The sequence below is a fragment of the Streptomyces sp. NBC_00358 genome (assembly GCF_036099295.1).
In the GTDB taxonomy this organism is placed as follows: Bacteria; Actinomycetota; Actinomycetes; order Streptomycetales; family Streptomycetaceae; genus Streptomyces.
The window spans coordinates 4,512,693-4,537,093 of record NZ_CP107976.1; the positions used below are offsets into that span (position 1 = coordinate 4,512,693).

Sequence of the window (24,401 nt, forward strand, 5' to 3'; positions counted from 1 at the left end):
TCCCGCAGACTCCTGGGCACTGGAACCACCCGTACCCGTGCGGCAGTCTTCTCCCTCGTGGGGAATCTTCCGTCTCAGAGTGCGTCGAGTGACGCCGCCGCGCACATGGTGGTGGCCGGGGACGATGCCCTGGCCCATCGGCTGGCCGCCGAGTTGCGGGGGGTGTACGGCGAGCGGGTGACGCTCGTGGTGCCGCCCGCGCAGGGCGGGGTACGGCCGCCGGTCGTCGGGCGGGCGCGGGCCACGGCCCTGTTCGACCGGGTGTCCGCGGCGGTGAACCGGGCCTCCGGGAACGGCGGCGCCGTCGGGAGCGGGGGCGGGAACGACGGGACCGCGGGCGGCGGCGGTGGCCGGACCGGTGAGGCCCCCGGGTCCGAGCGGGTGGTGGAGGCCGCCGAGCTCACCGAGGGCGCTCTGGCCTACGCGGGCGTCGAACAGGCCGCCGCGCTGGCGCTCGTGTACGACGACGACGAGACCAACATCCGTGCCGCCCTCACCGCCCGACGGCTCAACCCGCGGATCCGGCTGGTTCTGCGGCTCTACAACCGGCGTCTCGGGCAGCACATCGAGGCACTCCTCGACCAGGCCTCGGCACTGGCCGCCGCCACCACGGCCGGCGGGTCACCGAACGCCGGGGCCGCCTCGGGCCCGGCCTACGACGCCTCCACCACCGTGCTCTCCGACGCCGACACCGCCGCACCCGCGCTGGCCGCGACCGCCGTGGCCGGTACGAGCAAGGTCGTCCAGACCGACGGGCTGATGCTGCGTGCGGTGGAACGGCCGCCGCCCGGACCCGGCGAAGTCGCCGATCCGGGTCTGTGCACCCTGGCGTTGCTGTCCGCCACGACCAACGACCCGGCGGGCGCCGACGGTTCCGAGAGCAGTGGCGCGCAGGGGCCTCAACTCCTGCCCGACGAAAGGGCGGTGGCCGCCGCCACCGGACGCGGCATCGTCGTCCTGGAGAACGTGTCGTACTCCGGCCCGGAACTGAACGCCGGGCGGGGGGTCGTCCCTTGGTTCGGCTCCCTGCTCTCCCGACGGCTGCGCTGGTCGTTCGCGGGACTCGTCGGATGCGTGATCGGGCTCGCCGTGGCATCGGTGCTGGTCACCGGGGAGCCCGCACTCCAGGCGACGTATCTGACGCTGCTGGATCTCTTCGCCATCAACAACCCGGCCATCGGCGAGCCGCTCGGACGGCAGATCCTCCAACTCTGTTCCGGCATGGTCGGGTTGCTGCTGCTGCCGGTGCTGCTGGCCGCGGTGCTGGAGGCGCTCGGCACCTTCCGCAGCGGGACCGCCCTGCGGAAGCCGCCGCGCGGGCTGTCCGGGCACGTGGTGCTGCTCGGCGTCGGCAAGATCGGTACGCGGGTGCTCGCCCGGCTGCGGGAGCTGCGCATCCCGGTGGTGTGCGTCGAGGCCGATCCCGAGGCGCGTGGGCTGGCGCTGGCACGGCGGCTGCGGGTGCCCGTGGTGCTCGGGGACGTCACCCAGGAAGGTGTGCTGGAGGCCGCCAAGATCCATCGGGCGCACGCGCTGCTGGCGTTGACCAGCGCGGACACGATGAACCTGGAGGCGGTGCTGTCCGCACGGACCCTGCGGCCCGATCTACGTGTCGTCCTGCGGCTGTACGACGACGACTTCGCGACGGCCGTGTACCGCACCCTGCGGGCCGCTCACCCCGACGCGCTCACCCGGAGCCGCAGCGTGTCCCATCTGGCCGCGCCCGCGTTCGCGGGGGCGATGATGGGACGGCAGATCCTCGGGGCGATTCCCGTCGAGCGGCGGGTGCTGCTGTTCGCCGCGGTGGACGTGGGCGGGCATCCTCAGCTGGAGGGGCGCACGGTGGGGCAGGCGTTCCGGGCGGGCTCCTGGCGGGTGCTCGCGCTGGACACGGCGACTCCCGGAGAACGCCGGGCGGAGCCGGCGTCCGCCCCGCGTGGCCCCCGGCTGGTCTGGGACCTGCCCTCCACCTATGTCCTGCGGCCGGAGGACCGCGTGGTGCTCGCCGCCACTCGGCGGGGTCTCGCGGAGCTGCTCGGCAGGCGTCCCCGGCAGCGGGCCGGGACATGACCGACCTCTCCGGGGAGTCCTCCGAGGAGCTCCCCTCCGGGAGGTGTCCCCAGGCGGCCACAGGCGCCGCCGAGGGAACCTCCCGGAAGGGAAGGGGGTAGCGGAAAGGAAGGGACCGGAAGGGCTGCGGGCTACTGCTTCCCCAAGTGCCTTTCCGCGAAGTCCAGTTCCAGGCGGACCTGCTTGATCCGTTCGTCGACGACCAGGGAGCCGTGACCCGCGTCGTAGCGGTAGACCTCGTGGACGGCTTCGCGGGCGGCGAGACGGGTGACGTAGTTGTCGATCTGGCGGATGGGGCACCGGGGGTCGTTGACACCGGCCGAGATGTAGACGGGGACCTTGACCGCGTCGACGTAGGTCAGCGGGGAGGACGCCTCGAAACGCTCGGGGACCTCTTCCGGCGTGCCGCCGAGGAGTGTGCGGTCCATGGCCTTCAGCGCTTCCATCTCGTCGTGGTACGCCGTGACGTAGTCGGCGACCGGGACGGCGGCGATGCCGAGGGCCCACGCGTCGGGCTGGGTGCCGATGCCGAGGAGGGTGAGATAGCCGCCCCAGGAGCCGCCGGTGAGGATCAGACGGTCGGGGTCGGCCAGGCCGGAGACCACCGCCCACTCCCGGACCGCCGCGATGTCCTCCAGCTCGATGAGGCCGACCCGGTGCTTGAGCGCGTCGGTCCAGGCACGGCCGTAGCCGGTGGAACCGCGGTAGTTGACCCGGACCACCGCGTAGCCGTGGTCGACCCAGGCCGCCGGGCCCGCCGCGAACGAGTCGCTGTCGTGCCAGGTCGGGCCACCGTGGATGTCGAAGACGGTGGGCAGCGGGCCGGTGGTGCCCGCCGGCTTCTGGATCAGGGCGTGGATACGGCCGCCCGGTCCCTCGACCCAGACGTCCTCCACGGGGACCGATCCCGGGGACTTCCGGCCGGGCGGGTCCAGGACGATCCCGCCCGTCGTCGAGCGGACGGCCGACGGCTCGGCCGCCGACGACCAGAGGTACTCCACCGTCCCGTCCGGACGTGCCGTCGCCCCGGAGACCGTGCCGGGCGGGGTCGCGACGGCGGTCAGCCCGTGTGAGGCGAGGTCGTAGCGCCACAGGTCGCTGCGCGCCTCGAAGCTGTGCGCGATGAGGAGGGCCGAACCGTCCGGGTACCACTCGGCGGCCACGTCGCCCGGGAGGTCGAGGCCCAGGTCCGTCTGCTCGCCGGTCGTCACCTCCCACACCAGGGGCTCCCAGCGACCGCGCCGCTGATGCCCGATGAGCAGCCTGCTGTCCCCGTCGACAGGGGCGAAGCCCAGCACCTCCAGGCCCAGCTCGACCGTGCCGCCCTCGGTGTCGTCGAGCTCGGCGACCGTCGTGCCGTCCGGGCGCAGCACCTTGAGCGCCGAGTGCATCGCGTCACCGTGCTCGGTGTGCTCGATCGCGATCAGGGAACCGTCGTGCGACAGATCGCCGACCCCGGCCGATTCGCGGTGCCGGTAGATCTCCACCGGGGTCTCGCCGGTCCGGGCCACGTGGATCGTCGAGCCGTCGTCGTCCGTCGAGCGGCCCACCACGGCCGTACGCCCGTCACGGCCGATGGCCAGGCCCGCCGAGTAGGAGGGTTCGAGACCGGCGACCGCCGGCTCGTCGACGCCTCCCTCGACGAGGGCGGCGTCGAACGGGCGGCGCCGCCAGATGCCGAACTCGTCGCCGTCCTTGTCGTCGAACCACCAGATCCACTCGCCGTCGGGCGAGAGCAACCCGTCCGTCGTGCCGTTCGCCCGGTGGGTGACCTGGCGCTGCTCTCCCGTCGCGCGGTCCCACGCGTACAGCTCGTACGTCCCCGTCGCGTTCGAGACGAACAGGGAGCGGTGCGGGGCGTCCTCGGCCCAGTCCGGCAGCGACACCCGCGGTGCCCGGAAGCGCTTCTCCCAGTCGGGCATGTCTGCCTGCTGCTGCTCGGTGGACCTGATGCTCTCAGTCATGGCCCCATAGTGCCTGGCCCGGCCGTCCCCGCGCCGACAAGGTCCCCAGCCTGTGGACAACTTCGCGGCCGGTCGAACATGTGCGCAGGTCAGGGCCGTTGTCAGTGGCGAGGTGCAGACTTTTTCGCATGACCGATCTGCGCAAGACCGTCGAGAGTTACTGGGCCGCCGCGGACGCCCGGGAGTGGGGAGCGTTCGCGGACCTGCTCGCCGAAGACGTCGTCTACCTGCTGCCGCAGACGCGGGAGCGCATCAGCGGCAGGCAGCGGTACGTCGAGTTCAACCGCGAGTATCCGGGCGACTGGCACGCCCGGATCGAGCGCGTCGTGGCCGAGCCCGGTCAGGCCGTCACCTGGACCCATTTCACGGTGGGCCTGGAGGAGATGCACGCGATCACGTTCTTCACGGCGGACGAGGAGGGCCGAATCGCCACGGTGACCGACTTCTGGCCCGAGCCGTACGAGCCTCCGGCGGGCCGGGAGCATCTGGCCGAGCGCTACTGAGCGGGCCCCACGGCCGAGCCCGGCCGGGCGGCCCCGTACCGTGGAAGGCGTGTACCGGTTCCTGCTGACGCCCCGCTGGTGGGGGATCAACGTCTTCGTGCTGTTGGCCATCCCCTTCTGCGTGTTCATGGGGTCGTGGCAATTGGGGCGGTTCGAGGACCGGGTGCGGGACCACCGCACGGCGGACGAGGCCGCCTCGACGGCCACGACGGACCCGGCCCGGCCACTGGCCGAGATGCTGCCCGTGACCACGCGGACGTCCGGCGGACAGACCACCGCGACGGGCCGCTACGGCAAGCAGCTCCTCGTACCCGGCCGGGAACTGGACGGCCGGAGCGGGTACTACGTGCTGACGCTCCTCCGGGTCGACGGCGGCAAGGCGCTGCCCGTCGTCCGGGGCTGGCTGCCCGGTGCCGCCGACCCGGCGAAGGCTCCGGCCGCACCCGTCGGCGACGTCACCGTCACGGGTGCTCTGCAGGCGTCCGAGAGCCCCGGCTCGAACGGGGTCAGCGCGGTCGGCGGGCTTCCCCCGGGACAGACGGCGGCGATCAGTTCGGCGTCGCTGGTGAACCTCGTTCCGTACACCCCGTACGACGCGTGGATCACCCTCGACAAGGCCGACTCCGGAATGAAGGCGGTGCCGCCGACCGCCCCGGACAACACGGGCCTGGACCTCAAGGCGTTCCAGAACCTCGGCTACACCGGCGAGTGGTTCGTCTTCGCCGGCTTCGTCGTCTTCATGTGGTTCCGGCTGCTGCGCCGCGAGGTGGAGTTCGCCCGCGATGCCGAACTGGGGCTGCTCCCTGACGACACGGACACTCCGGCCGCCCCGGAGAAGCGGTCCGAGGGCACCGACACCACCTCGGTGTCACCGTCCGCCACCGCCTGAGCGGGCGTGCCGGGCCACGGCCTGAACAGACCGGACGACCCGCGGCCACGGCAGCGGGCGTGCCAGGGCTTCCGGGGCTTCCGGGGCGAACCCGAGTACGGCTCCGCCCCGCGTCCCACCCTCGTCAGGACTCAGGACGAGGCCAGGATCCCCGTGTGGTAGACGGTGCCCGCGCAGGCGTTGGGCACGGTGACCGATGCCGTCGCGCCGCCCGTCGCCGCCGTGCTGGAGACGATGACGCTGCCGTCCTGCACACCGTCCTCGAACAGGAGCTGCGGCGAGACGCCGACGGCCGCGTCGGAGGTGGTGCCGCCGTCGGTCGCGCCCTGCGACGAAGTCGGGTCCGGTGAGGGCTCCGCCGTGGCAGGACAGGTCGCCGCGGGAACCCAGGCGAACTTCACCACGTACGACCCGCCCGGCTGGAGCACCACGGAGGTGACCTCCGTGGAGGGATCGGGCAGCCCGGCCGCCGCGTCGCCCGCCACATGCGTCGCCACGCCGACCTTGGAGGCGTCCGCCGCACCCTGGGCCAGCGTGTTGACCGTGCCGGCGCCGGTGACCGTACAGGCGGTGGCCGAGACGTTCGAGACGGTGAAGGAGCCGTAGACCGCGCCGGTGGAGTCCGGACCGGCGGAGGTACCGGAGGCGCCGCCGAGCTGGTCCGCCGTGCACGCGGTGTCGGTCGAGGCGGAGGCCGAGGGACCGGCACCGCCCGTCGCGGCACCGTTGACGCCCTTGTCCTTGTCGCCCGGTTTCTGCGTCTGGCCGTTTGCGCTGTTGTCCTTGGACGTGCCGGCGGAGCCGCCCCCGTCCTTGCCGTAGCCGTCCGAGCTCTTGCCCTGGCTCACGCCGCCCTGGGCCTGCGAGCTGTTGGCCGCGATGGACGGGTCGGCGTTCGACCCGGAGGAGTTGGAGACGTGGACGAACGCCGGGATCGCCGTGCCGATGAGGAGCGCCGCCGCGGCCATGCCGACGACGGCCTGGCGCTTGCGGGCCCGTCGGGCCGGGACCGCCCGGCGCAGACGGTCCAGGGTGCCGTCGGTGGGTTCGATCTCCTGGACGGCCTGGTGCAGCAGCCGGCGCAGTGCCAGCTCGTCGCCGGCGAGCCCGTCGGTTCCCAGTCCGACCGTGTCCAGGATGTCGGGCTGTTCGTCGGGGCCGTGTTTCACAATTCCGTTCCCAGCGTGCGATTGCTTGTGCTCGTGTTCCGGGCGCCCCTCGTCCTCGGGGCGCCTCCGGTCGTCGTACCCGCTCATGCCGAGGCCCCCATGGCGACGCGGAGCGCGGCGATGCCCCGCGAGCCGTACGCCTTCACCGACCCCAGGGAGACGCCGAGCGTCTCCGCGACCTGAGCCTCCGTCATGTCCGCGAAGTAGCGCAGGACCAGGACCTCGCGCTGGCGGCGCTGGAGTCCCTTCATCGCCTTGATCAGCGCGTCGCGCTCCAACTGGTCGTACGCGCCTTCCTCGGCGCTCGCCATGTCGGGCATCGGCTTCGAGAGGAGCTTGAGGCCGAGGATGCGCCGACGCAGGGCCGAGCGCGACAGGTTGACGACGGTCTGGCGCAGATAGGCGAGCGTCTTCTCCGGGTCCCGGACGCGTTTGCGCGCCGAGTGCACCCGGATGAAGGCCTCCTGGACGACGTCCTCGCAGGAGGCCGTGTCGTCGAGCAGCAGCGCCGCGAGACCGAGGAGCGACCGGTAGTGCGCCCGGTAGGTCTCGGTGAGATGGTCGACGGTGGTACCCGCCGCCAGACCGTCCTCGGCACCGTCACGCTGATTCGGGATGCGGGCGGGCCGCGTAGAGGGCATGGGCGCGATCACCGGCATGCCGCCGGGCGCGCCGGGGCTGCGGAGTCGGCGGGGTGGACGCAGGGCCGTGCCCCTTGTCTGTACCGCAGTGAATTCGAGTACCTCTGCCACGCCAGTTGGACACACGTCCCCCCGGCAGGGTTGTACGCGACGGGCAACACATTCGCACCGGATGTTCGGGAGGCCGGGATCCCGTCCCCCGCAACACCCCCCGGAGCGTCCGCCGTCACACCGTTCAGCGCCCGCGACCGTGCACCAGATGCCCTCATGCGTAACAGCTCTTCTCCCGTGCCCAATGTTCTGCCGCCCCCCGGACGCCTCAAATGGCGAGCGCAAAGACGCTCCCCGCACTCCGCGCGGTTGCGCGGGACAGGGAGCAAAATCTTCGAACGCCGACACCGGTCCGTTCAAGTGGTCCGGACCATTAAGTTGATCACTGGACCGACATAGATCCTACAAACCCACCGCCCGCAGAGCATCGGGATTACGGCCCGGACCCGCCAGGAGCGCAGAACGTGCGGAGCGCACGCCCCGCGGCCCCACCGCCGCGCGGAGCCCGGGGAGCCGATTCCCGGACGTGGAAACGGGCCTAGGAGGTCCTGATGATCTCCGCGGCCACCAGTTCCGCGATCTGGGCGGTGTTCAGGGCCGCGCCCTTGCGCAGGTTGTCCCCGCACACGAACAGTTCGAGGGCCGTCGCGTCGTCCAGTGCCCGGCGGACCCGGCCCACCCAGGTCGGGTCGGTTCCGACCACGTCCGCGGGGGTGGGGAACTCCCCGGCGGCCGGATTGTCGAACAGCACGACTCCGGGTGCGGTGGCCAGGATCTCCCGCGCCTTGTCGACGGTCACCTCGTCCTGGAAGCGGGCGTGCACGGTCAGCGAGTGCGTGGTGACGACGGGGACGCGGACACAGGTCACCGCGACCTTCAGACCGGGCAGCCCGAGGATCTTGCGGGTCTCGTCACGTACCTTCATCTCCTCCGAGGACCAGCCGTCCTCGGCGAGCGACCCGGCCCACGGCACCACGTTCAGGGCGACCGGCTCCGGGAACGGGCCCGTGTCGTCGCCCACCGCGCGGCGTACGTCACCGGGGCTGTTCCCCAGTTCCGTGCCCGCGACCAGGGACATCTGCCGGCGCAGGGTGTCGACGCCCGCGCGGCCGGCACCGCTGACCGCCTGGTACGAGGAGACGACGAGCTCACGCAGTCCGAACTCGGCGTGCAGGGCGCCGAGCGCCACGATCATGGAAAGCGTCGTGCAGTTCGGGTTGGCGACGATCCCGCGCGGGCGCACCCGGGCGGCGTGCGGATTGACCTCGGGGACGACGAGGGGGACTTCCGGGTCCATCCGGAAGGCGCCGGAGTTGTCGACGACGACCGCGCCCTTGGCGGCGGCGATCGGCGCCCACTGGGCGGCCACCTCGTCCGGTACGTCGAACATGGCGACTTCGACCCCGTCGAAGGCCTCCTCCGACAGGGCCACCACTTCCACCTCGACGCCGCGCACGGCCAGCTTGCGGCCGGCCGAGCGCGGCGAGGCGATCAGACGGATCTCGCCCCAGATGTCCGCGTGCTGGGACAGGATCTGGAGCATGACCGTGCCGACGGCCCCGGTCGCACCCACGACCGCGAGCGTCGGTCGTCCGGTCATCGCCCGGTGCCTCCGTAGACGACGGCCTCGTCGCTGTCGGAGTCGAGTCCGAAGGCTGTGTGCACGGCGCGCACGGCCTCGTTGACGTCGTCGGCACGGGTGACCACGGAGATACGGATCTCGGAGGTCGAGATCAGCTCGATGTTGACCCCGGCGTCGGTGAGCGCCTCGAAGAAGCCTGCCGTGACACCCGGGTTCGTCTTCATGCCCGCGCCGACCAGCGAGATCTTGCCGATCTGGTCGTCGTAGCGCAGGGACTCGAAGCCGATCACACCCTTCGCCTTCTCCAGGGCGTCGATGGCCTTGCGGCCCTCGGTCTTCGGGAGGGTGAAGGAGATGTCCGTCAGGCCCGTGGTCGCCGCCGACACGTTCTGCACGATCATGTCGATGTTGATCTCGGCGTTGGCGATGGCACGGAAGATCGCGGCGGCCTCGCCCGGCTTGTCCGGCACACCGACGACCGTGACCTTGGCCTCGGAGGTGTCGTGAGCGACACCGGAAATGATGGCCTGCTCCACCTTCTGGTCCCCTTGCTGCTGTGTCTTTCGAACGAGTGGTGCGCTGCTGACCCAGGTGCCCTGAAGTCCGCTGAAGGACGAGCGCACATGGATCGGGATGTCGTAGCGGCGGGCGTATTCCACACAGCGGTGGAGCAGCACCTTGGAGCCGGAGGCCGCGAGCTCCAGCATGTCCTCGAAGGCGATCCAGTCGATCTTCTTCGCCTTCTTCACCACGCGCGGGTCGGCGGTGAACACGCCGTCCACGTCGGTGTAGATCTCGCACACCTCGGCGTCGAGCGCCGCGGCCAGTGCGACGGCCGTGGTGTCGGAGCCGCCGCGGCCCAGCGTGGTGATGTCCTTCTTGTCCTGCGAGACACCCTGGAAACCGGCGACGATGGCGATGTTGCCCTCGTCGAGCGCCGTACGGATACGGCCCGGGGTGACGTCGATGATCCGCGCTTTGTTGTGGACCGAGTCGGTGATGACGCCTGCCTGGCTGCCGGTGAAGCTCTGGGCGCTGTGGCCCAGGTTCTTGATCGCCATCGCCAGCAGGGCCATGGAGATCCGCTCTCCGGCGGTCAGCAGCATGTCGAACTCTCGTCCGCTGGGCATCGGAGACACCTGCTCGGCGAGATCGATCAGCTCGTCCGTCGTGTCGCCCATCGCGGAAACGACCACGACCACCTGGTGGCCGTTCTTCTTCGCTTCCACGATCCGCTTGGCGACGCGCTTGATGCCCTCGGCATCGGCTACGGAGGAACCTCCGTACTTCTGCACGACAAGGCCCACGTGCGCTCCTCGATCAGTCCGTCTCTGCACCGCACTACTGCGGTCGGCTCAGTCTAACGAGCGGCCGGATTTCCCTTCCGGGGTATCGCATCGTGAGATGTCCCGCTCACGACGTGATCACTCCGGGCTGTCAGGTCGGTAAGGGACCTCCGGCCGCTCCGAGACGGCACCTGCCCGTGCCGGAGCCCCGCCACTCCGAAAGTGCCCCGAGTCACACCGCGGAGCGGTCGGACCACCGATGACCGGGGCGGGCGGCTACTTGACGGTGCGCAGGCCGAGCGGCCCGGCGATCTCCTCCGCCATCACCTTGCCGGCCTCCTCCGCGAGGGCCTCCTCGCCGATCTCCTGGTCGGTGTCGAGGCCGTCGAGCTCCTCCAGGGGCTGGTTCAGCCGGACGTGGGCCACCACGGACTGCAGGGCACGCAGGGTCGCGGAGGCGGTGGAGCCCCAGTTGGAGAAGTAGGAGAACTGCCACCACCACAGGGCTTCCGTGGTGCGGCCCGCCCGGTAGTGGGCCATGCCGTGGCGCAGGTCCGCCATGACGTCGGCCAGGTCGTCGGAGATACGGGCCGGGACGGGGGCCTTGCGGGGCTCGTAGGGGTCGAAGACCTCGGAGTAGACGTCGATCGGCTCCAGCATCACCGCGAGACGCTCGCGGAGTTCGTCCACATCCCCCTCCGGGCCGAGGTCGGGCTCGTAGCGCTCGTCGGGGACGATGTCCTCGTGCGCGCCGAGACGGCCGCCGGCCAGGAGGAGTTGGGAGACCTCCAGGAGGAGGAAGGGCACGGCCGAGTCCGGCTCGTCGCCCTTGGCCACCTCGGTGACGGCGACCAGGAAGCTCTCTACCTGGTCCGCGATCTGGACCACGAAGTCGTCGGGGTCCGGGCTGGTCGCGTGCAGCGTGGCGTCAGACATCTAGAAGTCGTCTCCCCTCGAAGGCGCGGCCGAGCGTGACCTCGTCCGCGTATTCCAGGTCGCCGCCCACCGGGAGGCCGCTGGCCAGGCGGGTGACCTTGAGGCCCATGGGCTTGATCATGCGGGCGAGATACGTGGCCGTGGCCTCGCCCTCCAGGTTCGGGTCCGTGGCCAGGATGAGCTCGGTGACCGCGCCGTCGGCGAGACGGGCCAGCAGTTCCCTGATCCGCAGGTCGTCCGGGCCGACGCCCTCGATCGGGCTGATCGCGCCGCCGAGCACGTGGTACTTGCCCCGGAACTCACGCGTCCGCTCGACCGCGACGACGTCCTTCGGCTCCTCCACCACACAGATCACCGAGAGGTCGCGGCGCGGGTCGCGGCAGATGTTGCACAGCTCCTCCTGCGCCACGTTGCCGCAGGTCGCGCAGAAGCGGACCTTCGCCTTGACCTCCAGGAGGGTCTGCGCGAGCCGACGGACGTCCGTCGGCTCCGCCTGGAGGATGTGGAAGGCGATCCGCTGCGCGCTCTTGGGACCGACGCCGGGGAGCCGCCCCAGTTCGTCGATGAGGTCCTGAACAACGCCTTCGTACAACGGACTGCCTTTCCGAGTGTCCTGGTACCGCCTGGTCGCGTCCTACGTTTCTTCCTGGTGCGTACGGTAGTTGGCCGCCACCGGTCTTAGAAGGGCAGACCGGGGATGCCGCTGCCGCCGCCGAGCCCCTGGGTGAGCGGGCCGAGCGTCCGCTGCTGGAGCGCCTGCGCGTTCTCGTTCGCCGCCTGGACCGCCGCGACGATCAGGTCGGCGAGCGTCTCGGTGTCCTCGGGGTCGACCGCCTTCGGGTCGATCACCAGGCCGCGGAGCTCTCCGGAGCCCGTCACGGTCGCCTTCACCAGGCCGCCGCCCGACTGGCCCCCGACCTCCGTGCGCGCCAGCTCCTCCTGCGCGTTCGCCAGGTCCTGCTGCATCTTCTGGGCCTGCTGCAACAACTGCTGCATATTGGGCTGGCCACCACCGGGAATCACGATCAGCTCCTGGTTTCGAGTACGGCTGTCCGGACGCTTTTTTCCTGTCCAGCACGAGCCTACGTGGTCGACGGGCCGGTCGCCCAAGCACTCTTTCGAGTGACACCGTCGCAGCGCTTATACCTGATCAAGACCCTCTTCCAGGCGGAAAAGCCGGTAAACCCGGTCCATCGCCACCCATTGGGCGGTAGGAAGGGGGCGGCGCAATTGCACCACGCGTCACATGACGTCACGCAGTGTCCATTTCGTCACCGTCGTCATCGTCGTCCGTCATCACCAGTCGTCAACAAGGGAGTGCCGGGTGAGTCAGCCGGAGATGCAGCCGGAGGGGCCGCCCCAGGACGGGCGGAGCGAGGGCGCGGCGGGGCTGCGGCCGGGCGACCTGGGCGGTCGGCCGTTCCCGCTCGGCGACTGGGGGGAACCCGCCGAGCGGCTCCACGAGCTCTACCGGTGGGTGGAGCGGGGGGCACTCGACACGGCCGCCTGGTACCTGTCCGACCGGGTGTGGAAGCGGTGGTGCGCGCGGCTGCTGCGGTGCGGGGTCTCCCTCGGAGCCGTCGCCGGGGCAGCGCTGCCGCTGCTCGACCTGACGGGGTCGGTGAGCGGGGCGGCTCCGTGGGGATACCTGGCACTGCTGCTCGCGGTCTCCTGCGTCGCCGTCGACCGGTACTTCGGAGTGACCTCCGGATGGATGCGCGACGTGGCCACCGCACAGGCCGTGCAGCGGCGGCTTCAGGCACTTCAGTTCGACTGGGCGTCCGAGAGCGTCCGGGAGGTCCTCGGCCCCGCGGACGGAACGGCGAGCGAGGCGGCGGACCGGTGCCTGGGGGTGCTGCGGAGGTTCTCGGAGGACGTGACGGAACTGGTGCGCACCGAGACGGCGGACTGGATGGTGGAGTTCCGCACGGGACCGGCGCCGCTGGGGATCCAGTCGTCGTCGGCCGGAGCCCCCCGGCCCGACGGCCCGCCCCTGAACGGACGCGTGCCCCTGCCTCCGGGCACCCGCCCGAACATGCCCCGCCAACGCCCGCCGGAGCCCCGGTAGCGGTCCCGCGCCGCCGCATGCCGGGGGCGCCGCGTGCCGGGGCGCCGCGTGCCGGGGCGCCGCGTGCCGGGGCGCCGCAGATCCTCAGCCCGACCGGCGTCCCGCACGGCAGATGGCCGTGGGTGCGGATGACGTCCTGGCCGCTGCCCCGGCCGATGTAGGAGAGGAAACTGGAGGCGAGCGAGTCGGCGGGCGGCTGTCCGTAGGTGTAGGCGTACTCGATCTCGCGGTACGGGTAGTCCGAGGTGCCGCGCTCCAGGTCCTCGACGGAGGCGGTGTGCCCGTCGAGGCTGATCCGGTGCAGGCCCTTGTGGCCGGTGGCGTCGTTGAGTTCGCTGTAGCCGATCGCGCCGGGGAGCCTCGCGACCGTGTTCAGCACCTGCTCGGTGGAGTCGAGTTCGCAGCGCACGACCGGTGCCGTCGCGTCGTCCTTGTGGACACAGTCCAGCGAGGAGTTGGCGATCTCGCCGCGCCCGAGCACCCGGCGCTGGAACACCTGCCGGGTACCGGAGTTGGCGTCCCGGCTGACGAGCAGGACCGGCCGGTCGGGTCCGCCGAGCTGCTTCCAGTTCCTGATCTCGCCGCGGTACAGACGTCGTACGTCGGCCGAGGACAGGTTCCTGACCGGGACGGCGTCGTTGACGACCAGCGCGAAGACCGACACCGCGATCCGGTTCTCCCGCAACTGCGGCAGGTCGCCCGGCTTGGGGCCGTCGGAGAGGGCGACGAGGGCCGGTGACCCCTTCTTCGACGCCTGCCCCGCCGCGTCGAGCTCGCGCATGCCGGCCGTGCTGCCGTGCGCGTCCACCGTGATCGTCGAGCCCGCGCAGTCGTGCTCGTACTTCCCGGCCAGTTCGCGCATCACGGGCTCGAAGGCGGTGGAACCGGTGACGGTCAGCGTGCCCCGCTCGCAGCCGATCGGCGGCGGGGTGCCGTCACGCAGGACGACGATCAGGGCGAGCGTGACGACGCACGCCGTCAGCAGCACGGTGATCAGCCGGGCCGCGCGGCTGAACAGCGGCGGCTGGTCGTCCGGGGTCGTACTGCGGTTGGGCCGGACCTCGCCGTCCCGGATGCCGCCGACGATCCGTATCGGACATCCCACGTCGCCGCCCGACAGCAGCACGAGCAGCTTGAAGTGCTCGCCCCGGTTCAGCGGGACCCGCGGAATGCGCAGGGTGCCGTTCTCGTAGCCGAGACCGGCGGCCGGGGTGAAGTGGTCCATCAGATGGTCGGTGCCGGGAGGCTGGGTCACGGACACCCCGCGGATGGTGCGGTCGGTGAACACCGCGGTCAGACCGTGCCGTTCACGGCTCGTGTAGTCGTCCCCGGCGATGCTCTGCGAGCCGTCGTTCTCGATCCGCAGCAGCACGAGGGTCGCGTCGGACATGCCGGGCACCTCGTCGAACAGCCCGAGCCGGACGTTCGCGCGACCCGAGCGGACGTCGTCGCCGATGGGATTGTCCATCTGGACCCGATAGCCGACCCTCTTGCGGCGCGGCACCCTGCGTTCGTACCAGACCATCACGGCGGAGGAGACGACGCCGATGACGGCGGTTCCGACGGCCACGACGTTCTCTGCGCTCAGCCACTCCACGTGAGCCACTCCCCCGAGCACTGCGGTGCGGTCACCGTACGGCTCCGGCCGGAAACAGCCCACATACGGGAGGTGAACTTCGGCAGGCCCCCGTCGGCACGGCGGCCGGCGCGTTCACCGGGGGTCCGCGGCGGCTGCCCGCGGACCCCGGGCGGGGTCCCCTCGGCGGTCCCGGGGTCAGCCGCTCTTCGTGTAGGTCAGCTCGGCCTCGGCTGCCGAGCCGGTCTTCGCCCGCCGCAGCCGGCCGTCCGGCAGGAGCGCGATCTCGGAGGCGTCACCCGGCTTGCAGGACGGCGGTTCACCGACGGTGACCTGGGAGGGGCCGATCTCCAGCGGCCCGCCGGGCCCCGGATCCGTCGAGAGGGCGGCCTGGAAGACACAGTGGTAGTTGCTGCCGTCCGCGGTGACCGTCAGCACCGTGTCGCCGACGCCGCCCTGCTGGATGGTCATCCTGCGGGTGTGGTGGCCGGTGGAGTTGTCGATGGCGGCGTCCCAGGTGCCGAGGAAGGCCTCCGGGACGGTGCCGCCCTGCGTCGCCCCGGTGCTCGGCGAACCCGAATCGACGGTCGGCGTCTGCGACGCGCTCTGCCCCGGCGCCGTCTCCCCGGAGGCCGGGGTGGACGCCTTGGGATCGTCCTGGCCGCCTCCGCCCGCGCCGCCCTTCAGCAGCGCGTACACGCTGCCGCCCGCCCCGAGCGCGACGACCAGGGCCACGACGACGAGGAGGGCGGTGGACCGGCCGCTCCTGCGCGGGGGCTCCGGTCCGAGCGGGGCGGTCCCGGGACCGTACGGCGGCGTCGGGCCGTACGCCGGGGTCGGCCCGTACGGCGGGGTCGCGCCGCCGGGTCCGTACGGGACCCCGGCGACCCCCGGACCGTACGGCGGTGTCGAGCCGTACGGCGTCTGGGGCGAGCCCCAGCCGGCCTGCGGGTAGCCGTAGGCCGGGTGGGCAGACCCTTGGCCGGGGGACTGCGGGTGCTGCTGCGGATACCCGTACGCGGGATGCGGTCCGGCCGGCGCGGCCGGAGGAGGCGTCGCACCCGGGCCCGCGACCATCGTGGGGAGATGGTTCACGGGGCCGGGCTGCCCGGGAGGCGGCGGGGTGGCGCCCTCCTCGGACGGGGCGGGAGCGTGCTCCGGCGAGGCCTCGGCGGACGCGGCGGGCGCGGAGGAGGAAGCGGAGGGAGTCGAGGAGGAGGCGGAGGACGAGGAAGCGGAGGACGAGGACGAGGGGGGCGCGGCGGGCGCGGCGGACGGCGGCTTGGAGAAGTCCGGGGTGGCGGTCGGCGCCGGGGCTGCCGGTGGCAGGGCCGGCATCGCGGGAGCGGCACCGAGCGCCGGAGCGCCGGCCGGGAGCTGCGCCGGTCCGTCGTCGGGGTTCTCCGTGTCGAGCAACCGCACTGCGTGGCGCCCGAGTTGGGCCACCAGCGAGCCGGGCAGCCAGGGGTCGAGGGTGCGCCCCTGCGAGACGGTGTCCTCCGCGCCCGTGCGTTCCAGGATCTCGTCGAGACCGGGCCGGGCCTCGGGGTCCTTGCGCAGACAGTCGCGCACCAGGTCGGCGAGGCCCTCGGGGACGCCCGTCAGGTCGGGGTCCTCCTGCGCGATGCGGAACATCATGGCGTGCACACCGCTGTTGGCCGCCCCGAACGGAAGGGTTCCGGTGGCCGCGTACGACAGGACGGAGCCGAGGCAGAAGATGTCGCAGGCGGGCGTGACCCGGTCGCCGCGCACCTGCTCGGGGGCCATGAAACCGGGAGAGCCGACGAGCGCCCCGGTGTGGGTCAGGCCGCCGTCGGTCACCGTCTCCAGGGCCCGTGCGATGCCGAAGTCGATGACGCGGGGACCGTCGATGGTGACGAGGATGTTCGAGGGCTTGAGGTCGCGGTGGATGAGGCTCGCGGCGTGGATGTCCTGCAGCGCGTGCGCGAGGCCCGCGGCGAGGATGCGCACGGAACGCTCGGGCAGGGCACCGTGGTCGCGCCCGACGACGGCCTGGAGCGAGGGCCCCGCGACATAGCCCGTGGCCACCCAGGGGATCCCGGCCTCGGTGTCGGCGTCCAGCACGGGCGCGGTCCACAGCCCGCCGACCCGGCGCGCGGCCTGCACCTCCTGGCGGAAGCGGGCCCGGAACTCCTCCTGCTCGGCCAGTTCCGGACGGACGAGCTTGACGGCGACCGTACGCCCCCGGTCGGACCGCGCGAGATAGACGTGTCCCATCCCTCCGGCACCGAGTCGCGCCAGCAGTCGGTACGCCCCGATCTGCTGCGGATCCCCCGCCCCCAGCTTCTCCATGGCAGTGCCCACCTTCCCCCATATGTGTGCAACAGACCGAGGATAGTGCGCCGTACGGGGAGGCGGGCGGGGCAGTGTCCCCGGTTCCGTCACGACTGGTGCCGTTTTGGTAACGGGCCCGACGTCCGCCGCCGGGGCGTCGCCGGGAAGGCCCGCCGGACACGGCCGGACACGGCGCAGGCGCGGGCGCGGGAACGAGCACGGACGCGGGCAGCGCGGGCACGGCAACGAGCACGGACGCGGGCGCTGCGGGGGCCGGTGCCGACGCGTCGCCCCGGCCAAGCCCGACAGACTGTCGCGGAAAGCCCCGGACCGCAGACAGGACGCCGATACCGCGCCCGGTCCGTGGACATTTACGCTTCGCCGCATGACCCCTCAGCCCAACCCCCAGACCGGCGCCGCCGTGAAGGCCGCGGACCGCGCGCACGTGTTCCACTCCTGGTCCGCGCAGGAGCTCATCGACCCGCTCGCCGTCGCCGGCGCGGAGGGGTCGTACTTCTGGGACTACGAAGGCAAGCGGTATCTGGACTTCACCAGTGGGCTCGTGTTCACCAACATCGGGTACCAGCACCCGAAGGTCGTCGCCGCGATCCAGGAGCAGGCCGCGACCCTGACCACGTTCGCGCCCGCCTTCGCCGTCGAGGCGCGTTCCGAAGCGGCCCGGCTGATCGCCGAGCGGACCCCCGGCGACCTGGACAAGATCTTCTTCACCAACGGCGGCGCGGAGGCCGTCGAGAACGCCACGCGGATGGCCCGGCTGCACACCGGCCGTCCCAAGGTGCTCTCCGCCTACCGCTCGTACCACGGCGCCACCTCCACGGCGATCAACCTCACCGGTGACCCGCGGCGCTGGCCCAACGACAGCGGCGCCGCCGGTGTCGTCCACTTCTGGGCGCCCTACCTGTACCGCAGCCCCTTCCACTCCGACAGCGAGCGGCAGGAGTGCGAGCGCGCGCTCCAGCACCTGGAGGACACGATCGCCTTCGAGGGGCCCGCGACCATAGCGGCCCTCATCCTGGAGACGATCCCGGGCACCGCGGGCATCATGACTCCGCCGCCCGGCTACCTCGCCGGGGTGCGGGAGATCTGCGACCGCTACGGGATCGTCTTCATCCTGGACGAGGTCATGGCCGGGTTCGGCCGCACCGGCAAGTGGTTCGCCGCCGACCACTACGAGGTGACGCCGGACCTGATGACCTTCGCCAAGGGTGTGAACTCCGGCTATGTGCCGCTGGGCGGTGTGGCGATCTCCGCCGCCATCGCCGAGACCTTCGCGAGGCGGCCCTACCCGGGCGGGCTCACCTACTCCGGCCACCCGCTGGCCTGTGCCGCCGCCGTCGCGACGATCAACGTCATGGAGGAGGAGGGGATCGTCGACCAGGCCGCGGCCATCGGCGAGACCGTCCTCGGGCCGGGGCTGCGTGAGCTGGCCGAACGGCACCCGAGCGTCGGCGAGGTGCGTGGCACGGGCGTCTTCTGGGCGCTGGAACTGGTGAAGGACCGGGAGACCCGGGAACCGCTGGTCCCGTACAACGCGGCGGGCGAGGCGAACGCGCCGATGGCCGCGTTCGGCGCCGCCGCCAAGGCCCGCGGTCTGTGGCCCTTCATCAACATGAACCGCACCCACGTCGTACCGCCGTGCAACATCACCGAGGCCGAGGCCAAGGAGGGGCTGGCGGCCCTGGACGAGGCACTGTCGGTGGCGGACGAGCACACCGTGTGACGCCGTAGCGGGGGTTCGCCCCGGTGGGGTCGGCCGCGCGGGTCACCCTCGCCCCTTCGGGGGTGCCGGGGAATCCGCCCGCCGACCCCCACGGCGTATGGTGGCCTGCCCGAAGGGATACGCGAGTAGACACGCGCACCCACCCACGCGACGGGGAGTGAGACCACCACCATGGCCGGCACCGGCGGCACGGGCGCCGTAACCCGCAGCACCCTGCGGCAGCAGATCGCGGACGCGCTCCGTGACGAGGTGCTCGGGGGCCGTCTCCGGCCGGGCCAGGAGTTCACGGTGAAGGAGATCGCCGAGCAGTACGGCGTCTCGGCCACCCCCGTCCGCGAGGCCCTGGTCGACCTGTCGGCCCAGGGCCTGCTGGACGCGGACCAGCACCGCGGCTTCCGGGTGCACGAGTACTCCGCCGACGACTACCGCGGCATGATCGAGGCGCGCAGCCTGATCACGGAGGGCATGTTCCAAAGACTCGTGGCCGACGGCATGAAGCAGGCCGACGACCCGCGCGCGCTCGCCGCCCTCGCGGCCGTCCGGCGCCGTGGCGAGGAGGCCCAGCGCGCGGCCAGCGCCGGCGACCTGAACATCCTCATCGGCTACGACCTGCGCTTCTGGCGCGAGCTCAGCAGCCTCTACGGCAACACCTACCTCGGCGACTTCCTGCACCGGATGCGGGTCCAGTCCTGGGTCTGCACGGTCCAGCATCTGCGCCGGGTCTCCGACCTCAGAGGCCAGCTGTGGTCCGGCCACACCGAACTGGTGGACGCCCTCGCCCGACGCGACGCCGACACGGCCCGGGCGATCGTGAAGGCGTACAACGAGCACGCGCTCGCCCTCATCGAGCGCCTCGACGCCCCCTGAGACCCCCGGGCCGGGCCAGGACGACCCCGGTCCCGTGTTTGAGGAAGCCCCCTCCCGGCGATCGGGGGGATGGGGGCCCGGCCCCCGAGCGGCGGACGGACCCCGGCCAACCGGGGGCCCCAGTTGCGTACCGGCCTCTTCACAGGACCGCCACGCGCACTACGCTGCCCTGACCACCCTGCACCCCAAGGAGCAAGAGGAGCCGTCTGTTGGCCTGTGACCTGTGGTTGGTCCCGCTCGTCGACGTGCTGTGCCACACCCCCGACAACCCTTTCGCCGAGGAACTCGCGCTCTACGACAAGGTGCTCGCCGAGGCCGGACTCCCTCCGGTGCCGGTGTACGCGTACATGCCCGGCCTGTCGGGTGACGTGGCCCCGGTCGCCGGATTCGACTACGACGCGCTGCACTTCCTGCGCCGCGCGTACCTGCTCCAGATGTGCGGACTCGCGGTGGCGCCGGTCGACGAACTGGGCGGCGACTACGAACAGTTGCTGGAGATGTTCGAGACGAACGCCCAGCAGTCGCATCTGGTCTGGCACTACGACCACGCTGGCGCGTACGTGCCGGTCGAGTTCCCGCATCCGCTGGCCAACGACGAACTCCTCGCGGGCGGCGGCCCCCTGGGCTCCTCCCAGGCCCTGCTGCGCGAACTCGAGTTCGTGGCCCCCTCGATCGGCATCGACCCGGCCAATCCGCCGACGCCACCGCAGCCCCCGAGCGCCCCGACGGAGCTGGAGGAGCCCGCCGCTCCGGCCCCCTACGACGCCAGCCCCTTCGCCCGCGAACGCCACGTCTGGTTGGGCCTGCACGCCGCGGCGACCCGGAGTCTCGCGCAGGGTTCGATGATCATCTTCAGTTGAGCCGCTCGGTGCGGGGCCCCGGCAGCGGAGGCCCCGCACCGGCCGCCCCCGGCGGTCACGGCGGCCCCGGCCGTCAGCCCAGCTTGGCCAGGCCCTTCTTCAGATCCTCGGCGTTCATGACGGGCGCGAGCTCGATACGGGCGCCGAGGCTCATGAAGAACGGCTCGGCGATCGCCGGGATCTGGCTGCTGTCCTGCAGGTCGAAGACCATGTAGCAGGCGCGGCTGCCCTCGTGGGTGGTGAAGTAGGCCGCTTCCGGCTTGAGCCGCTCCATCGTCTCCTGCATCAGCTGCGGAAGCTTTCCCTCACTGATGAGCTCGTTGGCCTTCTCCGTGTCCATGGTCGCCCTGAGCATCACGCGCATCGCTCTCTCCTTCTCCGTCGGTCGACGCACGCAGAGGCGGACAAACGTGCGCTTCCAGGCTATTCCCCTCGCCGTCGGCGTGCTCACGCGGCGGCCCAGACGTCACTCTCTCCAGTGAGGCCTGGGCCGCGTCGACCGTGGGGCGGGAGCGCCGGGCGTGCCGGACCGGGCGGCGAACGCGCGGGCCGGAAGGCGGGCGCGCCGGATCAGAAGACCGGCGTGCCGTCCTGCGTCAGCTTCCAGTTGGCGACCGCGAAGTCCGCCGGGTTCAGCGAGCCCTTGGCCGTGACGTAGTCGATCATGAGCTGGCGGATCTCGTTGGTGGAGCTGTAGGCGATGTCGGCGGCCGCGATGTGCGGGTAGCCGCTGCCGCCGTTGGCGCGGTAGTTGTTGACGGCGACGACGAAGACCTGGTCGGCGGCGACCGCGGTGCCGTTGTAGGAGAGGTTCTTGATCCTCGACCCCTCCGGCTGCGCGATGTCGATCTCGTAGGAGACACCCGCCGCGGTGTCGTACATGTAGTCCCAGAAGCTGTTGGCGTTGGTGAGGGTGGCGGTGTCCACCGCGGTACCGGACGGGACCTGGTGGTAGTACTTCGCCGCGTACTCCAGGTAGTCCTTGAGCTGGGCGCCCGTCAGCTTCTTGCCGTACAGCGTGTTGTCGTAGATGTAGAGCCCGGCGACGTCGCGGATGGTGACGTCGCCCTGCGGGATGTCGGCGGTACGGCTGAAGGGCGCGGCGACGGAGATGAGCGGCAGGGCCGCGTCGGCCGTCGACAGGCCGGTCGCGACGGCAGCCATCTGCACCTGGTGGATGAAGTCCATGACGGGGACGTCCTTCCAGCACGCCTCCGCCGCCGAGAGGTCGGCGGTGCAGGTGCCGACGGGCGTGTTGACGTACTTCACCACCAGGTCGTGGTCGGCCTTGATCAGCCGGGTGATCTCGGCGTCCTCCTCGACGGTGTTGCTGTTGAGGGTCTGCGCCTTGGTGCTGGTGACCTTCCACTGGCCGCGGACGAGTTCGAGCTCGAAGTCGAAGACGGTGAGCCGCATGCCGTAGCAGTAGGGCTCGGAGAGGACGACGTCCTTGCCGGTCTCGGTGTTGGTGACCGTGTAGGACGAGACCTCCGTGTGGGTGTGGCCCACGAGGATCGCGTCGATGCCGGGGACCTGCTGGGCGACGAGGTTGGAGGCGTTCTCCACGTACGGGAGTTCGTCGCCGTACGACGAACTCCCGTCCAGGCCCGAGTGGTCGGTGAGGAACACGACGTCGCAGCCGAGCGCGCGCATCCGCGGGACGTACTTCTTCGCCTGCTCGACGAGCCCGGTGAACGCCATCTTCCCGGCGACGTTGTCCTTGTCCCACAGGGCGATTCCGGGGTTGGTCAGGCCGAGGATGCCGACCTTGATGTCCGGGGCGCCGGGGACGCGGATGCGCTTGACGGTGTACGGCTGGAAGGCCGGGCGCAGGGTCTTCGCGTCCAGCGCGTTGGCGCCGAGCAGCGGAAAGTGACACTGCTCCTCGAATCTGCGCAGCGTCTCGATGCCGTAGTTGAACTCGTGGTTGCCGAGCGCGGCGGCGTCGTAGCGCATGGCGTTCATCGCGATGGCCATGGGGTGCTTGGGACCCCGCTTGCCGTCGGCGGCGACGATGGGGTCGACGCGGGCGTAGTAGTAGGCCAGCGAGGTGCCCTGGATGATGTCGCCCGCGTCGACGAGCAGGACGTGGTCCTCGCCCTTGGCGGCGCGCTGCTGCTTGACGAGGGTCGCGACCCTCGCGACGCCGACCGAGTTGCCCTTGCTGTCCTTGTACGCCGCGTCCGTGTAGTAGTCCCAGTCGAAGACGTGGCTGTGCAGGTCGGTGGTGCCCAGGATCGAGAACGACCAGGTGCGCGGCGGCTTCGGGGGCTTGCGGTGCGCCGCCTGCGCGGGGGCCGCCGCGGCCACGCCGCCGACGGCCACGGCCGCACCGGTGACGGCCGACTTCTTCACGAAATCCCGGCGGTTCAGAGGATTGACGGGCATACGGACTCCTGGGACTGGGGTGACGTGGGCAGGGGGACGTGCCGTGCGGGCCGTGCGGAACTACACGCGTAGAGCGTGGTCGCCCACCTATCCTCTCGGGAACCAGGAGAAGCCCATCTCCCGGTCAAGTAAAGGTCAGTTCCAGGTATCCGGTACACAACGAGCCGGGGTTTCGAACCGTGTTCACCCCGCTGTCACATCGCGCTGACCACGATGTCCGGCCCAACCGCCGAGCCACTCACCGCAGTCGCCCGGCCCGCCCGGCGGACCCGTCCCGCCCGGAACTCCCCGGGCACCCGTATCCCGAAGGCCCGAACGCCCGAACGCCCGAACGGAGCCCTCGGTCAGCTCGACTCACGGACCACCAGCCGGCACGGGACCGTGTGGACACCCCCGGGCCCCGGCTCCGCGTCGTCGGCATCGGCGTCGGCGTCGGCGTCTGCGTCGGCGTCTGCGTCTGCGTCTGCGTCGATGGCCTCCAGGAGGCGCAGCGCGGCGATCCGGCCGATCTCGGTGAGGTCCATGTCGATGGTGGTGAGCGGCGGGCGGCAGGCCAGCGCCATGGTGTCCCAGTTGTCGTAGCCGACGACGGCGATGTCGCCGGGAACGTCCACACCCCGCTCGCGCAGCGCGTCGGCGACGCCCCGGGCGATCTGGTCGTTGCCGCAGAAGAAGGCGTCCGTGTCCGGGGCCGTGCGCAGCACGGCGTCGGCGGCCCGGCGCCCCCACGCCTCGCTCCACTCGCCGAAGTGGACGCGCCCGGTGGCCGGTCGCAGCGAGGAGCGCTCCAGGTGCTCGACCGCGTGCCGGGCCCGGTCGCGGGCCGCCGCGTGGTGCTCCGGGCCGGTGACATGCGCGATCCGGGTGCGGCCCGCGGCCAGCAGATGCTCGACGGCGAGCCGCGCGCCGCCCCGGTCGTCGGAGACGACGGAGGTGTCGGCCGGGTCGGTGGAGGGGGAGAGCGCGTACACGATCGGGATCGGGTCGACACCGGCCAGCGGCGGGCGGGGGTCCGTCCGGCGGCCGGTGACGATGATGCCGTCCACCCTGCGGTCCATCAGGTTGCGCAGATGGTGCTGCTCGCGGATCGAGTCGCCCCGGGTGTCGCAGAGCAGTACGGAGATCTTCCCGGCGCCGAGCGCGTCCTCCGCGCCGAGCAGCACGGGGGTGGAGAAGCGGCCGATGCCGTCCGTCGTCATCAGGCCGACCGTCCAACTGCGCCCGGTGTGCAGGCTCTGCGCGTGCTGGTTGGGCCGGAAGCCGAGCGACTCCACGGCATCGAGAACCCGCTGGCGGGTCTCGGGCCGCATCCGCCCGCCGCCGTTCAGCGCCTTCGACGCCGTGCCCACACTGACCCCCGCGAGGGCGGCGACATCGGCGAGCTTGGCCCGGCCGGCGGAGGACGAGCGCGGAGCAGAGGTCACGGGCAATCCTTTTCCTTCGCGTCGACCGGGACGTCACGGCCCCTCGCCGACGACATTAGCGACCCCATCGTGCCAGCGGCCAGGGGTAGGG

19 protein-coding genes and 1 pseudogene are annotated in these 24,401 nt (G+C 71.6%); 7 read left to right on the forward strand and 13 right to left on the reverse strand.

What is annotated here, in order from left to right:
- The first annotated feature begins 105 nt into the window (after positions 1 to 105).
- Positions 106 to 2,070: an NAD-binding protein gene (locus OHT01_RS19005; RefSeq protein WP_328558170.1), complete on the forward strand. Its 1,965-nt coding sequence runs from the start codon at positions 106 to 108 to the stop codon at positions 2,068 to 2,070.
- A gap of 131 nt (positions 2,071 to 2,201) precedes the next feature.
- Here the strand turns inward: OHT01_RS19005 and OHT01_RS19010 are convergent, their stop codons facing one another.
- Positions 2,202 to 4,034 carry a S9 family peptidase gene (locus OHT01_RS19010; RefSeq protein WP_328554331.1) on the reverse strand — a complete coding sequence of 611 codons (1,833 nt, stop codon included), beginning with the start codon at positions 4,032 to 4,034 and terminating at the stop codon, positions 2,202 to 2,204.
- 128 nt (positions 4,035 to 4,162) lie between these two features.
- Here OHT01_RS19010 and OHT01_RS19015 point away from each other — a divergent pair, with 128 nt between their 5' ends.
- Both OHT01_RS19015 and OHT01_RS19020 read left to right on the forward strand, forming a co-directional pair.
- Positions 4,163 to 4,537 carry a nuclear transport factor 2 family protein gene (locus tag OHT01_RS19015; protein WP_328554332.1) on the forward strand — a complete coding sequence of 125 codons (375 nt, stop codon included), beginning with the start codon at positions 4,163 to 4,165 and terminating at the stop codon, positions 4,535 to 4,537.
- Between the two features lie 49 nt (positions 4,538 to 4,586).
- Positions 4,587 to 5,426, forward strand: coding sequence for an SURF1 family protein (locus tag OHT01_RS19020; protein ID WP_328554333.1), 840 nt, complete (start codon positions 4,587 to 4,589; stop codon positions 5,424 to 5,426).
- Positions 5,427 to 5,557: 131 nt separating this feature from the next.
- Here OHT01_RS19020 and OHT01_RS19025 read toward each other — a convergent pair whose 3' ends face one another.
- The 7 genes from OHT01_RS19025 to OHT01_RS19055 form a co-directional block, all read right to left on the reverse strand.
- Positions 5,558 to 6,595, reverse strand: a complete 1,038-nt coding sequence (locus OHT01_RS19025; protein ID WP_328554334.1) for a hypothetical protein — start codon at positions 6,593 to 6,595, stop codon at positions 5,558 to 5,560.
- Positions 6,596 to 6,678: 83 nt separating this feature from the next.
- Positions 6,679 to 7,254 (reverse strand): SigE family RNA polymerase sigma factor, encoded by a 576-nt coding sequence (locus OHT01_RS19030; protein ID WP_328558171.1) that lies wholly within the window; start codon positions 7,252 to 7,254, stop codon positions 6,679 to 6,681.
- A gap of 571 nt (positions 7,255 to 7,825) precedes the next feature.
- Complete coding sequence (locus tag OHT01_RS19035; RefSeq protein ID WP_328554335.1) at positions 7,826 to 8,887, reverse strand: aspartate-semialdehyde dehydrogenase; 1,062 nt, start codon at positions 8,885 to 8,887, stop codon at positions 7,826 to 7,828.
- Positions 8,884 to 10,176, reverse strand: a complete 1,293-nt coding sequence (locus tag OHT01_RS19040; protein ID WP_328554336.1) for an aspartate kinase — start codon at positions 10,174 to 10,176, stop codon at positions 8,884 to 8,886. The genes OHT01_RS19035 and OHT01_RS19040 overlap by 4 nt, the downstream gene beginning before the upstream one ends.
- A 255-nt stretch (positions 10,177 to 10,431) precedes the next feature.
- Positions 10,432 to 11,091: a DUF5063 domain-containing protein gene (locus OHT01_RS19045; protein ID WP_328554337.1), complete on the reverse strand. Its 660-nt coding sequence runs from the start codon at positions 11,089 to 11,091 to the stop codon at positions 10,432 to 10,434.
- Positions 11,084 to 11,683, reverse strand: coding sequence for a recombination mediator RecR (gene recR, locus OHT01_RS19050; protein WP_328554338.1), 600 nt, complete (start codon positions 11,681 to 11,683; stop codon positions 11,084 to 11,086). Before recR ends, OHT01_RS19045 begins: the two co-directional genes overlap by 8 nt.
- 86 nt (positions 11,684 to 11,769) lie before the next feature.
- The gene (locus OHT01_RS19055; protein ID WP_328554339.1) at positions 11,770 to 12,114 is read right to left on the reverse strand and encodes a YbaB/EbfC family nucleoid-associated protein; all 345 of its coding nucleotides are present in this window, start codon (positions 12,112 to 12,114) and stop codon (positions 11,770 to 11,772) included.
- Between the two features lie 301 nt (positions 12,115 to 12,415).
- On the opposite strand from OHT01_RS19055, the gene OHT01_RS19060 reads away from it, so the two are divergent.
- Positions 12,416 to 13,159, forward strand: coding sequence for an SLATT domain-containing protein (locus OHT01_RS19060; protein ID WP_328558172.1), 744 nt, complete (start codon positions 12,416 to 12,418; stop codon positions 13,157 to 13,159).
- Between the two features lie 76 nt (positions 13,160 to 13,235).
- On the opposite strand, the pseudogene OHT01_RS19065 reads toward OHT01_RS19060, so the two are convergent.
- Both OHT01_RS19065 and OHT01_RS19070 read right to left on the reverse strand, forming a co-directional pair.
- Positions 13,236 to 14,756: pseudogene (locus tag OHT01_RS19065) on the reverse strand (substrate-binding domain-containing protein); the annotation flags it as partial.
- Between the two features lie 177 nt (positions 14,757 to 14,933).
- Positions 14,934 to 17,048 carry a serine/threonine-protein kinase gene (locus OHT01_RS19070; protein ID WP_328554340.1) on the reverse strand — a complete coding sequence of 705 codons (2,115 nt, stop codon included), beginning with the start codon at positions 17,046 to 17,048 and terminating at the stop codon, positions 14,934 to 14,936.
- Positions 17,049 to 17,415: 367 nt separating this feature from the next.
- Here OHT01_RS19070 and OHT01_RS19075 point away from each other — a divergent pair, with 367 nt between their 5' ends.
- The 3 genes from OHT01_RS19075 (at position 17,416) to OHT01_RS19085 (ending at position 20,498) form a co-directional block, all read left to right on the forward strand.
- On the forward strand, positions 17,416 to 18,771 hold the full coding sequence (locus tag OHT01_RS19075; RefSeq protein ID WP_328554341.1) for an aspartate aminotransferase family protein: 1,356 nt from the start codon (positions 17,416 to 17,418) through the stop codon (positions 18,769 to 18,771).
- 171 nt (positions 18,772 to 18,942) lie between these two features.
- A complete protein-coding gene (locus tag OHT01_RS19080; RefSeq protein WP_328554342.1) occupies positions 18,943 to 19,638 on the forward strand; it encodes a GntR family transcriptional regulator in 696 nt (231 codons plus the stop codon).
- Positions 19,639 to 19,847: 209 nt separating this feature from the next.
- A complete protein-coding gene (locus OHT01_RS19085; protein ID WP_328554343.1) occupies positions 19,848 to 20,498 on the forward strand; it encodes a hypothetical protein in 651 nt (216 codons plus the stop codon).
- 73 nt (positions 20,499 to 20,571) lie between these two features.
- Here the strand turns inward: OHT01_RS19085 and OHT01_RS19090 are convergent, their stop codons facing one another.
- The 3 genes from OHT01_RS19090 to OHT01_RS19100 all read right to left on the reverse strand — a co-directional run bounded on the left by OHT01_RS19090 (position 20,572) and on the right by OHT01_RS19100 (position 24,310).
- Positions 20,572 to 20,862 carry a DUF3303 family protein gene (locus tag OHT01_RS19090; protein WP_328554344.1) on the reverse strand — a complete coding sequence of 97 codons (291 nt, stop codon included), beginning with the start codon at positions 20,860 to 20,862 and terminating at the stop codon, positions 20,572 to 20,574.
- Positions 20,863 to 21,068: 206 nt separating this feature from the next.
- Positions 21,069 to 22,886: a bifunctional metallophosphatase/5'-nucleotidase gene (locus OHT01_RS19095; RefSeq protein WP_328554345.1), complete on the reverse strand. Its 1,818-nt coding sequence runs from the start codon at positions 22,884 to 22,886 to the stop codon at positions 21,069 to 21,071.
- Positions 22,887 to 23,230: 344 nt separating this feature from the next.
- Complete coding sequence (locus OHT01_RS19100; RefSeq protein WP_328554346.1) at positions 23,231 to 24,310, reverse strand: LacI family DNA-binding transcriptional regulator; 1,080 nt, start codon at positions 24,308 to 24,310, stop codon at positions 23,231 to 23,233.
- Positions 24,311 to 24,401: the final 91 nt, after the last annotated feature.

What these genes read in the sequence shown, in the direction of transcription:
- OHT01_RS19005 (WP_328558170.1), top strand. Translation starts at nt 106, where the DNA reads ATGGTGGTGGCCGGGGACGATGCCCTGGCCCATCGGCTGGCCGCCGAG.
- OHT01_RS19010 (WP_328554331.1), bottom strand. Translation starts at nt 4,034, where the DNA reads ATGACTGAGAGCATCAGGTCCACCGAGCAGCAGCAGGCAGACATGCCC.
- OHT01_RS19015 (WP_328554332.1), top strand. Translation starts at nt 4,163, where the DNA reads ATGACCGATCTGCGCAAGACCGTCGAGAGTTACTGGGCCGCCGCGGAC.
- OHT01_RS19030 (WP_328558171.1), bottom strand. Translation starts at nt 7,254, where the DNA reads ATGCCGGTGATCGCGCCCATGCCCTCTACGCGGCCCGCCCGCATCCCG.
- OHT01_RS19035 (WP_328554335.1), bottom strand. Translation starts at nt 8,887, where the DNA reads ATGACCGGACGACCGACGCTCGCGGTCGTGGGTGCGACCGGGGCCGTC.
- OHT01_RS19045 (WP_328554337.1), bottom strand. Translation starts at nt 11,091, where the DNA reads ATGTCTGACGCCACGCTGCACGCGACCAGCCCGGACCCCGACGACTTC.
- OHT01_RS19070 (WP_328554340.1), bottom strand. Translation starts at nt 17,048, where the DNA reads ATGGAGAAGCTGGGGGCGGGGGATCCGCAGCAGATCGGGGCGTACCGA.
- OHT01_RS19075 (WP_328554341.1), top strand. Translation starts at nt 17,416, where the DNA reads ATGACCCCTCAGCCCAACCCCCAGACCGGCGCCGCCGTGAAGGCCGCG.
- OHT01_RS19080 (WP_328554342.1), top strand. Translation starts at nt 18,943, where the DNA reads ATGGCCGGCACCGGCGGCACGGGCGCCGTAACCCGCAGCACCCTGCGG.
- OHT01_RS19090 (WP_328554344.1), bottom strand. Translation starts at nt 20,862, where the DNA reads ATGCGCGTGATGCTCAGGGCGACCATGGACACGGAGAAGGCCAACGAG.
- OHT01_RS19095 (WP_328554345.1), bottom strand. Translation starts at nt 22,886, where the DNA reads ATGCCCGTCAATCCTCTGAACCGCCGGGATTTCGTGAAGAAGTCGGCC.